This is a genomic window from Providencia alcalifaciens DSM 30120 (genome assembly GCF_000173415.1).
GTDB classification, from domain to species: Bacteria; Pseudomonadota; Gammaproteobacteria; order Enterobacterales; family Enterobacteriaceae; genus Providencia; species Providencia alcalifaciens.
This window is the reverse complement of record NZ_ABXW01000014.1, coordinates 201,451-215,640: the sequence shown is the minus strand read 5'-3', so window position 1 is coordinate 215,640 and position 14,190 is coordinate 201,451. Positions and strand designations below refer to the sequence as shown.

The 14,190-nt window shown below is 40.4% G+C and carries 16 protein-coding genes; 9 read left to right on the top strand and 7 right to left on the bottom strand.

What is annotated here, in order from left to right:
- Positions 1-7: 7 nt before the first annotated feature.
- A complete protein-coding gene (locus PROVALCAL_RS04230) occupies positions 8-1,717 on the bottom strand; it encodes a ShlB/FhaC/HecB family hemolysin secretion/activation protein (protein WP_117584502.1) in 1,710 nt (569 codons plus the stop codon).
- A gap of 361 nt (positions 1,718-2,078) precedes the next feature.
- Entirely contained in the window at positions 2,079-2,402 is a 324-nt protein-coding gene (locus PROVALCAL_RS04225) for a hypothetical protein (protein ID WP_006657881.1), read from the bottom strand.
- A gap of 202 nt (positions 2,403-2,604) precedes the next feature.
- Between PROVALCAL_RS04225 and PROVALCAL_RS04220 the strand changes: the two genes are divergently transcribed.
- Together PROVALCAL_RS04220 and PROVALCAL_RS04215 are read left to right on the top strand one after the other, a co-directional pair.
- Complete coding sequence (locus PROVALCAL_RS04220; RefSeq protein ID WP_006657880.1) at positions 2,605-3,102, top strand: hypothetical protein; 498 nt, start codon at positions 2,605-2,607, stop codon at positions 3,100-3,102.
- A 97-nt stretch (positions 3,103-3,199) separates the two neighbouring features.
- Positions 3,200-4,075 carry a leucine-rich repeat domain-containing protein gene (locus PROVALCAL_RS04215; protein ID WP_036960491.1) on the top strand — a complete coding sequence of 292 codons (876 nt, stop codon included), beginning with the start codon at positions 3,200-3,202 and terminating at the stop codon, positions 4,073-4,075.
- An 80-nt stretch (positions 4,076-4,155) separates the two neighbouring features.
- Here PROVALCAL_RS04215 and PROVALCAL_RS04210 read toward each other — a convergent pair whose 3' ends face one another.
- Complete coding sequence (locus PROVALCAL_RS04210) at positions 4,156-5,571, bottom strand: NAD(P)/FAD-dependent oxidoreductase (protein WP_006657878.1); 1,416 nt, start codon at positions 5,569-5,571, stop codon at positions 4,156-4,158.
- 412 nt (positions 5,572-5,983) lie between these two features.
- On the opposite strand from PROVALCAL_RS04210, the gene PROVALCAL_RS04205 reads away from it, so the two are divergent.
- The gene (locus tag PROVALCAL_RS04205; protein WP_006657877.1) at positions 5,984-6,199 is read left to right on the top strand and encodes a KTSC domain-containing protein; all 216 of its coding nucleotides are present in this window, start codon (positions 5,984-5,986) and stop codon (positions 6,197-6,199) included.
- A 50-nt stretch (positions 6,200-6,249) separates the two neighbouring features.
- On the opposite strand, the gene PROVALCAL_RS04200 is transcribed toward PROVALCAL_RS04205, so the two are convergent.
- The 3 genes from PROVALCAL_RS04200 to PROVALCAL_RS04190 form a co-directional block, all read right to left on the bottom strand.
- Positions 6,250-6,711: a GNAT family N-acetyltransferase gene (locus tag PROVALCAL_RS04200; protein ID WP_006657876.1), complete on the bottom strand. Its 462-nt coding sequence runs from the start codon at positions 6,709-6,711 to the stop codon at positions 6,250-6,252.
- A 33-nt stretch (positions 6,712-6,744) separates the two neighbouring features.
- A complete protein-coding gene (locus PROVALCAL_RS04195; protein WP_039861579.1) occupies positions 6,745-7,263 on the bottom strand; it encodes a GNAT family N-acetyltransferase in 519 nt (172 codons plus the stop codon).
- A gap of 102 nt (positions 7,264-7,365) precedes the next feature.
- Positions 7,366-8,265 carry a LysR substrate-binding domain-containing protein gene (locus PROVALCAL_RS04190; RefSeq protein WP_006657874.1) on the bottom strand — a complete coding sequence of 300 codons (900 nt, stop codon included), beginning with the start codon at positions 8,263-8,265 and terminating at the stop codon, positions 7,366-7,368.
- Between the two features lie 148 nt (positions 8,266-8,413).
- On the opposite strand from PROVALCAL_RS04190, the gene PROVALCAL_RS04185 reads away from it, so the two are divergent.
- The 4 genes from PROVALCAL_RS04185 (at position 8,414) to PROVALCAL_RS04170 (ending at position 11,078) form a co-directional block, all read left to right on the top strand.
- Positions 8,414-9,424, top strand: a complete 1,011-nt coding sequence (locus PROVALCAL_RS04185) for an aldo/keto reductase (RefSeq protein ID WP_006657873.1) — start codon at positions 8,414-8,416, stop codon at positions 9,422-9,424.
- Positions 9,425-9,475: 51 nt separating this feature from the next.
- Positions 9,476-10,273 carry an SDR family NAD(P)-dependent oxidoreductase gene (locus tag PROVALCAL_RS04180; RefSeq protein ID WP_006657872.1) on the top strand — a complete coding sequence of 266 codons (798 nt, stop codon included), beginning with the start codon at positions 9,476-9,478 and terminating at the stop codon, positions 10,271-10,273.
- A gap of 27 nt (positions 10,274-10,300) precedes the next feature.
- The gene (locus tag PROVALCAL_RS04175; protein WP_006657871.1) at positions 10,301-10,711 is read left to right on the top strand and encodes an SRPBCC family protein; all 411 of its coding nucleotides are present in this window, start codon (positions 10,301-10,303) and stop codon (positions 10,709-10,711) included.
- 154 nt (positions 10,712-10,865) lie between these two features.
- A complete protein-coding gene (locus tag PROVALCAL_RS04170) occupies positions 10,866-11,078 on the top strand; it encodes a YdgH/BhsA/McbA family protein (protein WP_006657870.1) in 213 nt (70 codons plus the stop codon).
- 51 nt (positions 11,079-11,129) lie between these two features.
- On the opposite strand, the gene PROVALCAL_RS04165 is transcribed toward PROVALCAL_RS04170, so the two are convergent.
- Positions 11,130-11,450 (bottom strand): MoaF-related domain-containing protein, encoded by a 321-nt coding sequence (locus PROVALCAL_RS04165; protein ID WP_036965210.1) that lies wholly within the window; start codon positions 11,448-11,450, stop codon positions 11,130-11,132.
- A 267-nt stretch (positions 11,451-11,717) separates the two neighbouring features.
- Here PROVALCAL_RS04165 and PROVALCAL_RS04160 point away from each other — a divergent pair, with 267 nt between their 5' ends.
- Both PROVALCAL_RS04160 and PROVALCAL_RS04155 read left to right on the top strand, forming a co-directional pair.
- Complete coding sequence (locus PROVALCAL_RS04160; RefSeq protein ID WP_006657868.1) at positions 11,718-12,632, top strand: TIGR03571 family LLM class oxidoreductase; 915 nt, start codon at positions 11,718-11,720, stop codon at positions 12,630-12,632.
- A gap of 200 nt (positions 12,633-12,832) precedes the next feature.
- Positions 12,833-13,990 carry an MFS transporter gene (locus PROVALCAL_RS04155; protein WP_006657867.1) on the top strand — a complete coding sequence of 386 codons (1,158 nt, stop codon included), beginning with the start codon at positions 12,833-12,835 and terminating at the stop codon, positions 13,988-13,990.
- Positions 13,991-14,190: the final 200 nt, after the last annotated feature.

The window sequence follows — 14,190 nt, the reverse complement described above, 5'->3', positions numbered from 1 at the left end:
ATAGACCTCAATAATTCCAATTAACAGAAAAAGCCAATGTCGCCGGATCCGTTTTGAACCCGTCAGGTTTTGAGAACGGGGTACCCACGGATAAGTCATAACTCAGGTTGGCAGGCGAAATTGCGCCGCGTAACCCCAGTACACCGCCTGCTAATATGGTGCCTAAGCTGTCACGCGCACCGTGACCACCAATTTGCCCATAATCCGCGCCTAAATAGAGTTCTTGTTCAGGCACTGGGGTTACCCATGACAACGTGTTTCTCAGCGTCCATCCGCGGTTGGCACTGAGTGTTCGTTCACCATCAAAACCACGTACCGTCCAGCGGTTACCAATGCTGAATTGGTCTTGTGGAGTCAGTGGCGTGTCACTGATTTGGCGTAGATATTGTGTGTCAAAGCGCAGGGATTGCTCTGCGATTTTAAATGGCACGCTAGCAGAGGCTGAGAATTGGATAATTTCAGCAAGTGCAGTCGTATAATCGGATGAATTGGGATCGTTAGTTTCTTCAAATGCCGGCATCGCACCAAACCAACGGGTTCCTTTTTGATAACTTGCCCCCGCCGTTAAGGTTGATTGCCCCACATACTGACGGTGATTTAGTCCCACTTTCCATGCGGTTGTACGGCGCTTTTGCCCTTCTATTTCGGTATCGCGGACAAAGTTGCGAGTCTCTCGCATAAACAGGTCATAGGATGCCGTGGTTTTTGCTGTGGCATCGCGATACAGCACATTACTCAGCTGGAAATTAAGGCTCTTGCTCTTACCGCGGTATTTAATGTCCCCATTCAACCCAGCGATAGATTGGGTGTATTCATAATCACTTCCCGTCGCCGCAAATTGCCAATAACCAAACGGAACCGAATAATGGGCACTGTAGTTAGTGGTGTTTTTGCTGTCTGTGAAGCTCAAATCACGGGTGGCTGTCACATACAACAAGTCACTGAGTGACGTTGGGTTATCCAGTGCCAACATCACACCCGATTGGTATTTTCCGGTACTTTTAGTCCCCGTGTTATCCACCCATGCGCCTGCATGCCAAAAGCGGGATTGTTGGCGATTAATCACGATTTGGGTCTCACCCGGGCCATCCCCCGGTACCATTTCCATAGAGGCTTGCACCGTCGGTAATCGTTGCAGATTTTCAAGTCCTTGTTCGATATCCCGCAAATCCACTAAGTTTCCTTCACGTGCAGGCATGGCGGTGTACAAGGTACTGTATTTGGATGAGCCATCCTTAAACACCATTTTTTGAACATGTCCCGGCATCACCACCAACTTAAGGGTACCCGTTGATAAGTCTTGTTCAGGAACAAGAACACGGCTGGTGATCCACCCATGACCAATCAGGCGATTCTGTATATCAGTGACCAACAGGTTGATCCCTTCAACACCAAGGCAATGACCCACACCTTGATCGGCTAAGCGCTGAACAGGTACCCAGTGAGGCAATCCCTCTTGTCCAGTGATGGATACCTGCTGAATGACGAAACACGGAGCTTCCGGTGGAAATTGCAGTTGCGTTTGGGTTATTGGAGCCGACAGGCTCACATCAGGGGCTTTAGCCTCAAACTGTTGCTGCTGAGCCTGCTGCTGTTGATTCTGATGGTTAAATAAGTTGTCTGTATTGTCTGGTTTTAACAATGAAGCTGTAGCTTGTGTAGGAAAACAGAATGGAAAAAACACTAATCCAACAAATATTGAGCGCGTCTTAATCATTAATTTTTTTACATCCATGTCGAGTTTATTAAAAAACGACAAAACTTTATATTAATCCTTACAAATGGCAATAAGCTAAATTCACATTTTTTGTTAAAGGAATCAGAAAAAAGGAAACTTAAATGCGGAATTTGGAGAAACTGAATTTAAAGTTTATTTTCAATTAGTTAGAATGCAACCCAATGGAAGTCACTGTTTTAAAATCCATTTTCGGGATATAAAAAACCGATTGCCTATCGTCTTGTTAAACTAATTTAATAAATTATAAATTTTATTTAAAATATAAGAAAAATTACGCAGTTTTATCTAATAAAAGCGTGCGTATCTCAGAATATTCTCAAGAAGGTACGGATGGTAGATATCAATCTTTCAACGTTTTCTCCATTTGCATTTTTAACCAAAATGCTTGTTGGCATAAACTAAAAAACTCTTTTCTTTGAGGAAAAACGGAACGACCAGCAGAATCAATCACCTGCCAGATAATCCAGCGTTCAGGACATTGGCTATCATTATTTGGAATAGAAAGCTCGATTTCTTCAGTGCATTGAAGAATAACAGCATCATGAAAACGCCACCGCCGAATAACTTGCATAACTTCTGATTGAACATCTTGCTGGAGTTGCTCAAAAATAACTTCGCAAGTAGCCGGTTTCTCTAGGGTGTTTAATATGTACTTCGCTAGCATAGTTTACTATTGCTCATAAAATTCTAATGGCTTTTTTATACCTAAAAAAACAAGTATAAACACCCAACATTCCAAAGCATGCAAAATAATTAGATATCAATTACAAAGTCTAAATAAAATCTAAAGAATACCGTTAATCCTATATCCTCTATTGCGCTTAAATTGTACGTTGCTTTATCAGTTCAAAAATGAAAGGTTTGTTATGTTTAAAAAATTACTTTTATCCCTTATTTTAAGCGGTACGGTTGTTTCTGGCGCTATGGCTAACGCAACCTGTTTGCCTATAACTAATCAAAGTTTAACGAAAAGCGGTTTGCCAACCCCTAAAAATAGTACCTCTTTTGCAAATTATACCGAGGTCACTAATAGCGTTTTCAGTGCCATAGCTAAAGATATGACCTCAGAAGAGAGAAATGACGTTGTGTGCACCAAAGATGCCTTCAGTTATTCTATTTATATGTCTAATGAGCAGAAAATTGCGAAGATTTGTGAAACAAAGAGCGGCTGTGACGATTTAAAAACCATTTTCCTTGTTATTGCGAATATTGATATTAATGAAGGAACTGAAGCCAAATTAAAAGCAGCAATGGCAAAAGCAGGGATTACAGAAGCCAACATTAGAGATGCCCCAGAAAAACTCGAGCGTTTTATTAGCCAATATGAAACACAATTTACCAAGCATTTCGGTGACTTAGACTAAGATTGCCTTTCAAGAATTTCTTTTTGCAAAAATATTGCCTGTGTGTAAATTCATAGGTAATGTTCTTGCAATACTCCCCTCAACAGAGAGATTCTCGATGTTACACCAACATTCCAACTCATGCTTGAATCTGAATCTGGATTCAAGCAATCATAAAAACATCGATTCGTTTGTCACTCCGCCATTCTCTTACCACGTCATTAGTGCTTATAACAATGCTTTAACTGAGTATCCTTGCATTTTATCTGAATGTGTTGATTTACAAGTTCTCAACTTATCTTGTAATCAATTAACCCATATTCCGACTTCATTGCAAAAACTGACTCAGCTGAAAATGCTCGATCTTGGGCACAATCAAATAACGCAAATACCGGATGTTATTGGTGAGTTGACTCATTTACAGTTTCTGTATCTGAGTGATAATGGCTTCGAAGAATTGCCCGATTCATTGAAAAAATTGAAAAATTTACGCTACTTCAATGCGACTGATAATAAGCTCAACCAACTTCCTGATTGCTTATCGCACCTCATTAATTTGCAGGAACTACGCCTATACAATAATCAAATTACAGATATTTCAGGTAAATTAAGTGGGTTAACTCAAGTGAGTGAAGTTCATTTAATGAATAATGCAATTCAGGAAATTCCTGATGATATCTTTTATTTAAAAAAGATCAGAATACTTGATCTGAATAACAACCAAATTCGTCATATCTCTCCCAATATAGCCCAACTGAAGAATATCACCACGCTCAATCTACGGTTTAATTCACTCACTCAGCTCCCTGACGCGATTGGTGAATTAGCCTCTTTACAGTATTTAGATTTGCGTGCTAACTGCCTCAGCAGCCTGCCAGATTGCCTACTTAACTTACCTCAGCTCGAAAAGCTGGATTTGCGATGGAATAATTTTTTGGTTAAGCCTCGTATTATTGACCAATTACAGGACCAAGGCTGCACTGTGTTTATTTAGTTTTCATCTGCTATTTATACAAAAAGCCCTCATAAATGAGGGCTTTTTCATCTTCACATCAGCAATATACGATGCTCTGATTAGAAGCGATATAAGCTGAAAGGTTTAGCATTGATAACCGGTTCTTTACCTAACAGTAAGTCCGCAGTGATTTCTGCTGAAACTGGGCTTTCAGTCATCCCCCAGCCAGTTGCTGTATTGATAACCAGACCTGGATATTCCTTAACTTCAGAAATAATTGGGTTTTCATCAGGTGCGATAGCCATTGCTCCACTCCATTGGTCAACTAATTTAGAGTCTTTAAATGCAGGGAACTCAGTTTTCAGTTTTTCCAGAGAAGCATTCAATTCTGGCAGATCCGGTAAAGCGGTCATGTCTCGGTTTTTCTCAAACGGAGACACTTCATCTAACTTCCAGCTCGTATCTTGTGTAAACGAGTTAATCAGTTGTTCATTTAATGAAATGTGTACTGGGAAGTCAGGCATCGCTAACAGTGGCAGATACTTATAGCCATAAGTGAAGGATTCTTTAACCACAGGCGCCACGATCACACGAGGAGACGTTGCATAAGTACCATCTGCTTGCTCACGGAAGAAAATATTCCCTGGAAGAGCGACGTTCCCACCCGGTGCATTTGGTGCTGCGCTGATCAATTGCTGTGATTGATAAGCCGGTAATGTTGGAACATCTACGCCAAGATTTTGCATGAACAGACGAGACCAAACACCGCCAGCAACAACAACCTGAGACGTTTTGATCGCACCTTTTTCAGTCACAACATCAGAGATAACGCCAGCATGAGTTTCTAAACCGCGCGCTGCACAGTTGGTATAAATTTTAATACCAATTTTCTTCGCGTACTCAGCCATCACGAATGCAGTGACTTCAGCATCGAAACTACCGGAATCTTCTTCGAAACCAGCAATTTTCCAGTCAGACTTCGCCCCACGAAGACGCTGATTTAGCTCGCTACCTTCAATGATTCTAGTTTTGAATGGAATATCTGAACCCACATTTTTACTTCTTTCGTCAATCCAGCTTCTTACGTGAACCAGATCTTCTTCATCCAGAGGAACTTCTACACGACCTTGAGTACGGTAAGTGGTATCAACCCCCACTTTTGCATTCATTTCGCGCCAGCGATGTTTACCTAAATGGTGCAATAAGAAGGTTTCATCTGGCATTTTATAGGTGATAGCCTGACCATAGAAGCGTGAAGATTGCTCTCCCGCAATATTACCTTTTTCGACGATAACAACAGATAAGCCACGCTCAGCAAGGTTGATTGCTGTCATTACACCTAAAATACCTGCACCAATAACAACCACATCAGATTGTTGTGGCAACGCACCTTCTGTACCTTCTACAAAGCCAAAACGTGGTTTTCCTGGAACAAATCTCCCTTCGCGAGTCAACATCGGTGTTAAAATTCCAGCACCTGCAGCCACAGCGACTACAGAACCACCGATAATAAATTTTCTTCTAGTTATTGCCATTTCGACATGATTCCTTATACACGACCAATATTACTAATAAAAAACTATTCTATTTTATATTATTTGTTAATCATTCGTAAACTGATAGTAAATAGTGTTTATTATATTCACAACTCCATTTTTTTATCTTTAAAACTGCATAAAAACAATTATAAATATTATTTGTTAATTTTGACCTTTTAAAAATAATCCAATTTAATCATGCAATTAATCCAGCAGTACTGTGATATATTTAACCTTTTGATTTAAAATAATAATACATAAAAAATCATCTTTTTTAGATTATTATTCATTAGCAATTAATGCTTATTGTTATGAATTAGTCTAATTTAGAGATCAATATTATTGGTTAGTGCCTAGAAACCTCTAAATCTTGGCATTAAATACCTCTATTAGGCGTGAGAAATGACATATGGGTAGGCTATATACTGCAGAATCAGAATTGAATTCCGTGCATGATGATCACGAAACAAAAACGTTAGAGGTGGAGTATTCACAAAAAGGTAGCTATCAATATAGCAATGTTTCCTTTCACATTTACCAAGGCTTAATGGTTGCTGAAAATAAGCCACATTATTTAGAATGTTATGTAATGAAAAAATACGCTTTTATTAGGATTTATTATTAGCCATTGTTGATCGCCATATATTGTTTATCACCATAAAGAGACCACCATCGTTATAACATTCTCACCATTACCGCATTATGAAGCACCATTCCCCTGACAGTCACTTTCTGCCGCTTAATGACTTCAAATTGGTTGATTTTAAAAAACATTTCAGCGGATAAGCTCACATGAGCCCATAATTTATTAATCCTCTTAAATTGGGCTACGTTGATAATCTGATGAATCAGTGCAGTGCCAATGCCACAACAAGGCTGAGCAACAAAAAAATGGTCAATATACCCATCATCTTGAAGGTCCGCATAGCCAACAATCTCATTCCCCCTATAAGCAACAAATGGCATTAATAAATCCATTTTATTTTGCCATTCCTCAGCCTTGAACATTTTTGGTGCCCAAGCATCAAGTTGTTCCTTCGTATAGTAAGAAGCGGCTATAGAATGAATGGAGGTATAAAATATTTTATGCAGTTCTGCTGCATCGCTGGGTTTGTAGGGTTTTATATCTATTTTCATATCAATAATAATGGATAAGATTGAATTTAAGTTTTATGGCCTAAGCTTGAACATCAGTGTCGTCGATTCCAAATTGCCGTTAACTGATAATGCAAACTGAGGTATCTCACCACTGACCTGCCATCCTAAAGAGCGATATAAATTGACCGTCATGCCCTTAGTCACCGTATCCAGTGTGAGAAGTGTTAACCCTGATTCCCACGCAATTTGTTCAACTCTACTCATCAATTGTTTTGCAAAACCGTTGCCTCTATAGCGAGGTAACACGAGTAATTTGCAAATTTCACCTCGGTGCTTACCATTTAATTTAGAGCATAAATCTAATCCTACAGTAGCGACAACTTGATTATTCACTTCCACCGTCACGAGCTTAAAAGCATGTGTTGTTAATGCACCATTAACGCCAATCCAATAATTTTTCATGTCATCAATCTGTGTCTCTGCATGGGTATACCCCACGCTCGCACCACCAAGAACACATTCATATAATAAGCGAGTCAATTCATCTATTTTGCTTTCATTTATTTTATCGTTATAGCATTGAATAATCATATTGGTACCTGCGGCTATAGATGACGTCATATTTTGTATATAGAAAAACACATTTCACACAATACCAAGTGGCTATTGATATTCTCGATTTAACATATCAATTTAGTCATGTTGGATTTGACTTAAGATCTCCCTAAAATGAATAACCAACGGGCGTAAATTTGCCTTATGCCACACAGCCCAAATCTGAGTCGTCATATTCATCCAAGGCACCTCTCGTACAATAGCCCCTTTCGGTAAATTATACCGCAAACCATTTTGTATCAATGTGACGCCAAGACCCGCAGCGACGAGACCTAATGCAGTTAACGGTTCTTCTGCCTCTAACCGAATATCCGGTCGAAACCCAGCTTTCACACAAGCAGCAACAAAATCATCCCTCGAATGTGAATTATCGTTGTTGTGTAAGACGGAAATCCACTGCTGGGAGGTGAGGTCTTCAGGGGTGATCTCCGCTTTTTCAGCAAGAGGATGATGATGAGGTATCGCAACGAGCATATGATCATTGAGTACTTGAAAATATTCTAACTCACTCTCTTTACCTTCAGGCGGTGTATCAACCATTGCAAAATCAAGGCTGCGTTGACGTAGCCCTTCTAATTGGCGTTCTGGAGTTTGACTATAAAGCGCAATATGCACATCAGGGCGCGAATCCCTCAACACACTCAGAGAACTAGGTAGAACGCCTGAATGCATGGCATTTTCAATGTAACCCACACATAGCCCACCATCTTCTCCTCGACCTAAGCGACGACCTAAAGATTCTAGGCGATTGGCGTGAGTGAGAAGTGAACGAGCTTCCGTTAAAAACGTTTGTCCATCAGACGTTAAACGGATCCGTTGCTGACTTCTTTCAAAAAGCATTAAGCCAAGTCTTTCTTCTAATTGAGAAATTTGGCGGCTTAATGGGGATTGGGAGATATGCAGACGCTCCGCTGCACGCCCAACATGTTCCTCTTCTGCTACAACAACGAAGTAGTTGAGTTGGCGCAGGTCAATCATAGTTGATTCCTTTAATGTCTCAAGTTAGATAAATTATGTCCTATCATGTCAGAACAAATCAACCTAATATTTCTACCACGACAGGATGGCACGCTGTCCTGAAATATTATGTTGCTGATAACAATCTAATTTATTAAGGAATAACAATATGAGTATTAAAAAACTACTGCCTAGCCAAATTGGTTTCGGTGGTGCACCACTCGGTAACATGTTCAGAGCTATCCCTGATGATGAAGCACTGGCAGCGGTACATGAAGCATGGAATTTAGGTATTCGTTATTTCGATACTGCACCACTGTATGGTTCCGGTTTATCTGAGATCCGCATGGGGGAAGCACTATCTCAATATTCACGAGATGATTATGTGTTGAGCACCAAAGTGGGTCGCATCATGCTAGATGAGATGGAAGATCCAGCAAAACGTGATTTCGGGGAAAAAGACGGTATTTTCGAACATGGTTTGAAAAACAAAATTCTGAATGACTACTCTGAAGATGCAACGTTGCGCTCTATAGAAGATAGTCTGAAACGTTTAAAAACAGACCGTATTGACATCGTCTGGATCCATGACCCTTCACAAGATTTCTACGGAGATAGCTGGTTAGAACATTTTAATACAGCACGTACAGGCGCTTTCCGAGCGTTGACTCGTTTGCGCGAAGAAGGTGTGATTAAAGCTTGGGGCTTAGGGGTTAACCGCGTCGAGCCTTGTGAGTTAACGCTGGGTCTAGATGAGCCAAAACCAGATGCATTCTTATTAGCGGGTCGTTATAGCTTATTAGATCACAGTCGTGCACTTCAACGACTGATGCCCGAAGCATTAGAACACAACGTTGATATCGTTGTTGGTGGTCCATACAGCTCCGGTGTATTGGTCGGCGGCGAGCATTTTGAATATCAAAAAGCCTCTCCTGCTATTCATCAGCAAGTGGCGAAAATTTATCAAATTGCTCAGCAATTTAATGTTGATGTTAAAGCTGCCGCATTGCAATTTTCATTAGCTAACCCAGCCGTTGCTGCTGTGATTCCAGGCTCAAGCCGTCCAGGTCGTATGGCGGATGATTTAGCCGCATTAGCCACTAAAATCCCAGCTGAATTCTGGTTGGAAATGCAGCGCCAAGGTTTGATTGCCGCGAACGCACCGTTACCCATTCGTTAATTGCGCAACAATGAGTAAGTACGCATAACCTACTCATCTTTAAGGATTGATATGAAATTAGATTTGAATAATCGCGTCGCTATTGTTAGCGGCTCAACATCGGGTATTGGTCTTGGTATTGCGCGTGGCTTAGCAAAAACAGGTGCAACGGTCGTGATCATCGGGCGTAGCCAGAGCAGTGTCACTAATGCCATGAACTCTATTAAAGATGGCGTACCTGAAGCAAAATTACGTTCGGTGATCGCTGACTTAGGGACAGAAGAAGGCGCTAAGGTGTTATTTAACCAAGAGCCGACTGCCGATATCTTAATTAATAATTTGGGTATTTTTAACAGCAATGACTTTTTTACTGTTCCAGATACTGAATGGTTAGATTTTTACAATATTAATGTACTTTCTGGTGTGCGCTTGTCACGTCACTACGCACAACACATGGCTTCACAAGGTTGGGGGCGTATCATTTTTGTTTCCTCTGAATCGGGTGTTGCAATACCGAGTGACATGATCAATTACGGTGTGACGAAAAGCGCTAACCTCGCAGTATCGCATGGTCTCGCTAAGCGCCTTGCTGGAACAGGTGTGACGGTGAATGCAATCCTACCAGGACCAACCTTTACCGATGGATTAAAAGAGATGCTAACGGATGCTATGGCGAAATCTGGATTATCGGCTCGAGAACAAGCGGATGAGTTTGTCAGAAGCGCACGTCCAAGCTCCATAATCCAAAGAGCCGCAGATGTTGATGAAGTGGCTAATCTTGCTGTGTATTTAGCATCCCCCCTTTCATCTGCAACAACCGGCGCCGCATTGCGTGTCGATGGTGGTGTTGTAGATACACTTGCAATGTAACGAATTTTAAAATCAAAGGAAATTATTATGGCTAATACAACGGTTTCTATCGAAATTCCTGCTTCGCCTGAACAAGTTTGGCAATTAATGGGAGGCTTTGATTCGCTTCCTGATTGGCTTCCGTTTATACCTAAAAGTGTGATGAGTGAAGGCGCTCGCGTGAGAAGCTTAACCACTTCAGACGGTGGTACTGTCATTGAGCGGTTAGAAGCGTTTGACCACACAGGTAAAAATTATAGTTATTCGATTATTCAAGCGCCCTTCCCTGTCATTAATTATTTATCGAATATCAGTGTGCATGAAACTGAAAATAAACATGTATCTCATGTTGAATGGACTGGACGTTTTACACCCGTGAATGTCAGTGATGAAGAAGCAGTAAAATTATTTACGGGTATTTATCAAGATGGTTTAGAAGCATTAAAATCAAATTTTTAATTTATTTAATCTGTCTATATTTAATAATAATAACGATTATTCTCTTTTTAAGAAAAGAGTATTGCGAAGTTAACGCTATTAAATAACAACAAAAAGAATACACTGTACTCATCGCCTAAATCATTAGGTCAATTAAATTAAAGGATATTATTCAATGAAAACATTAAAAATGTTAGCAGCCGCTATGACTTTGTCTATTTTTTCATTCGGCGCTTTTGCTCAATCAGTCACCGCAACGAGTGATACACTTTCCTCTGCTGAAGCTATTATTGCGCAAAAAGCGCAAGAAGCAGGTGCTTCGGGTTATAAAATCACAAGCGCAAGAATGGGAAATTATGCAACAGTCAGCGCAGTATTAATTAAATAAAAATACGATTACAATAAAAGCCCTGTAAAGGGCTTTTTATTAAATAAAAACTTATTTCAACTCTGTAATAACACCTTCCATTACAAAGAACTGACCATTCATCATCGTATAATAAGCGTATGACTTACCGAGTAAAAAATTATCACAATGCACAACAGTTGAATTGTCGCTTTCTTGCCAAGAAATCAAAAAATTATCTCCATCTACTGCTTTGGCAGTATATGGGACATGCATTATAGAACCTTTTAAATCACCATTTAAAAACTCAATAGTCACGGTTTTACCGTCAGTCGTATAGGTGTTTTTCACTTGCAATCCGTTATCCATTTCAATTTCAAATGACTTACCCAAGAAATAATATTTTTCTGTCATCACTAACCTCATTAAAAATAAAACAGCTGTTATTTTTAATATAGTATGTTACTAATGTATGATTGTTCTTTTATTTGCAATAGTCTTTTCTTTATAAAGAAACAATAGACAATGACATATCAATTATAATAAAAAACTCCCAAACATGTACCACGCCGCTACCTTTGCTTTTATCGCAAAATATTATTGTCATTATTCATATTTACTTCAGATGTCATATCCAGAAAATAATCACATCTAAACTCTATTTCTTATTTAAGGTTAATTATGAATACTCATCAATTTATAAATGAATCATTTTCTATTGGTATCGAATTACCCCTTGATAATGATTGGTCTTCAACAGGACAAATAAAACGTCAACAAGAAAATCGACCTTTTGGCGTACCGGATATGAAAGAACATGCATCTAGGATCAAGTTGGCGGATAAGTTAGGTTATCGTGCAGCTTGGGTACGAGATGTCCCTTTCTATGACCCTAACTTTGGTGATGCTGCTCAGGTATTTGAGCCATTTTCCTATCTGGGTTACCTCGCAGGGATCACTGAAAACATCTTACTTGGCACCGCCGCGATTGTTCTGCCTTTACGCCAACCTTGGCTAGTTAGAAAATCAGCAGCAACACTACAAACATTAAGTCATGAGCGCTTATTACTGGGTGTCGCGAGTGGAGATAGACCGATTGAGTATCCCCTTTTTGATGTCAACTACCCTGATAGAGGTAAATTATTCCGCCAACATGTTGATATTCTAACTGGCAAAAAAGACGCACAGTTACCCACTGGCGTACAAATTTTACCGGAACATCAGCCTATCCCATTATTTGTCGCGGGACTTGCTCAGCAATCGCCGGAATGGATTGGACAACATATGCAAGGTTGGCTTGCCTACCCAGGAACCCCAATTGATCACACCGAAAGGGTTAAACTATGGCGCAATGTTGCGGGGAGTAAGCCGTATGTCAGCTTTATTCATCTTGATTTTATTGATGATATAAACGCGCCAATCCAACGCCACCGTTTTGGTGTAAAAACAGGTCGAAATGGATTGATCAAAGAGTTAACCGCCATGAAAGCCGCAGGTGTTAACCACATTGGTTTACAATTTCGCCGTAATGAGCGCCCAATAGAAGAAACATTAGAAGACATTAGTCTGTCTGTCTTGCCAGAATTTCACCAATAGTCACCATAAAATGAGGGACGATACGCCATTTTATCTCCCTCTTTCAATGAGTCACATTTAAACACCGCTAACAATCCTTCCATTGATTATTGCGATTTTAATAGAAATCATTTGCTGATTTGGATAATTAACCCCTTAATTTTTTGTGACATACTTAACGAAATTTAGTCATATATTTCTAACTTATTATCGAGACAATAATGAAAATTAATCTTCCTCTATTTGCCCTTGCGCTCGGTGCATTCGGTATCGGCACGACAGAGTTTTCCCCAATGGGACTACTGCCTGTTATCGCAAATAGCACTGGAGTTTCTATCCCTGTAGCAGGGATGCTCATTACCGCTTATGCCGTTGGTGTGATGGTGGGCGCCCCAGTCATGACATTACTGTTATCTCATCAGGCAAGAAGAAAAGCGCTAATTATTTTAATGTCTATATTTACGCTTGGAAACGTCTTATCTGCGCTTGCACCCAATTATGAATTTTTATTGCTGTCACGAATTTTAACCAGTTTAAATCATGGTGCATTTTTCGGGTTAGGGGCCGTCGTTGCTGCAAGCGTTGTTCCTGTAGAAAAACAATCAAGTGCAATTGCCACGATGTTTATGGGATTAACTATCGCGAATATTGGGGGAGTTCCCGCTGCGACATGGATAGGGAATACGATAGGTTGGCGTTCGTCATTTTTAATCACCGCCGGTTTAGGGGTCATCACGATGATTTTCCTATGGATATCACTTCCTAAAGGCAATGCTGGCGTGCGTCCTAATGTTAAACAAGAGCTATCTGTGTTGATGCGTCCACAAGTGTTACTTGCACTCTTAACAACCGCATTAGGCGCTGGTGCCATGTTCACATTGTACACCTACATAGCCCCAGTACTTGAGTATCTTGCAGATGCGAGTACAGGCGTGATGACGGTCATGTTAGTTCTGATTGGTGTCGGTTTCTCAATTGGGAACTATTTAGGTGGGAAATTCTCAGATCGTTCTGTCGATGGGACGTTAAAAGGATTTTTACTATTACTTGCCGCCATCATGTTACTAATGCCATTTATAGCACAAAACTCAATAGGTGCTGCGTTCGCTATGGTCATATGGGGAGCCGCTACCTTTGGTGTTGTCCCGCCATTACAAATGCGAGTGATGCGTGTGGCAAGTGAAGCTCCAGGGTTAGCCTCTTCCGTGAATATTGGTGCATTCAACCTTGGAAATGCCATTGGTGCCGTTGCGGGAGGCGCTGTGATTTCGGGCGGATTATCTTATGCCTATGTTCCGGTCATGGGGGCAATTATTGCAGCCTTAGCATTAATTATCGTTTTGATAAATGCACATCAGCAAAAAACACAAACGAACTAATTCGCCTATCACAATTAGCCCTTCCGTAATGAGGGGCTAATTTTCTAATATTCCAACTTGAACATACTGGGTATCTACAAAGACTTGGGCGCACGCTAGAACGCGAATCCCACCCCAGATGCCCTTCGCCTCAAAATGCAGTGATGAATCGTGATTATTCGACTTTTCGCAAAAGTGTATTGTAGTGAGTGATGTTTATC

What these genes read in the sequence shown, in the direction of transcription:
- PROVALCAL_RS04230 (WP_117584502.1), bottom strand. Translation starts at nt 1,717, where the DNA reads ATGATTAAGACGCGCTCAATATTTGTTGGATTAGTGTTTTTTCCATTC.
- PROVALCAL_RS04225 (WP_006657881.1), bottom strand. Translation starts at nt 2,402, where the DNA reads ATGCTAGCGAAGTACATATTAAACACCCTAGAGAAACCGGCTACTTGC.
- PROVALCAL_RS04220 (WP_006657880.1), top strand. Translation starts at nt 2,605, where the DNA reads ATGTTTAAAAAATTACTTTTATCCCTTATTTTAAGCGGTACGGTTGTT.
- PROVALCAL_RS04215 (WP_036960491.1), top strand. Translation starts at nt 3,200, where the DNA reads ATGTTACACCAACATTCCAACTCATGCTTGAATCTGAATCTGGATTCA.
- PROVALCAL_RS04210 (WP_006657878.1), bottom strand. Translation starts at nt 5,571, where the DNA reads ATGGCAATAACTAGAAGAAAATTTATTATCGGTGGTTCTGTAGTCGCT.
- PROVALCAL_RS04205 (WP_006657877.1), top strand. Translation starts at nt 5,984, where the DNA reads ATGGGTAGGCTATATACTGCAGAATCAGAATTGAATTCCGTGCATGAT.
- PROVALCAL_RS04200 (WP_006657876.1), bottom strand. Translation starts at nt 6,711, where the DNA reads ATGAAAATAGATATAAAACCCTACAAACCCAGCGATGCAGCAGAACTG.
- PROVALCAL_RS04195 (WP_039861579.1), bottom strand. Translation starts at nt 7,263, where the DNA reads ATGATTATTCAATGCTATAACGATAAAATAAATGAAAGCAAAATAGAT.
- PROVALCAL_RS04190 (WP_006657874.1), bottom strand. Translation starts at nt 8,265, where the DNA reads ATGATTGACCTGCGCCAACTCAACTACTTCGTTGTTGTAGCAGAAGAG.
- PROVALCAL_RS04185 (WP_006657873.1), top strand. Translation starts at nt 8,414, where the DNA reads ATGAGTATTAAAAAACTACTGCCTAGCCAAATTGGTTTCGGTGGTGCA.
- PROVALCAL_RS04180 (WP_006657872.1), top strand. Translation starts at nt 9,476, where the DNA reads ATGAAATTAGATTTGAATAATCGCGTCGCTATTGTTAGCGGCTCAACA.
- PROVALCAL_RS04175 (WP_006657871.1), top strand. Translation starts at nt 10,301, where the DNA reads ATGGCTAATACAACGGTTTCTATCGAAATTCCTGCTTCGCCTGAACAA.
- PROVALCAL_RS04170 (WP_006657870.1), top strand. Translation starts at nt 10,866, where the DNA reads ATGAAAACATTAAAAATGTTAGCAGCCGCTATGACTTTGTCTATTTTT.
- PROVALCAL_RS04165 (WP_036965210.1), bottom strand. Translation starts at nt 11,450, where the DNA reads ATGACAGAAAAATATTATTTCTTGGGTAAGTCATTTGAAATTGAAATG.
- PROVALCAL_RS04160 (WP_006657868.1), top strand. Translation starts at nt 11,718, where the DNA reads ATGAATACTCATCAATTTATAAATGAATCATTTTCTATTGGTATCGAA.
- PROVALCAL_RS04155 (WP_006657867.1), top strand. Translation starts at nt 12,833, where the DNA reads ATGAAAATTAATCTTCCTCTATTTGCCCTTGCGCTCGGTGCATTCGGT.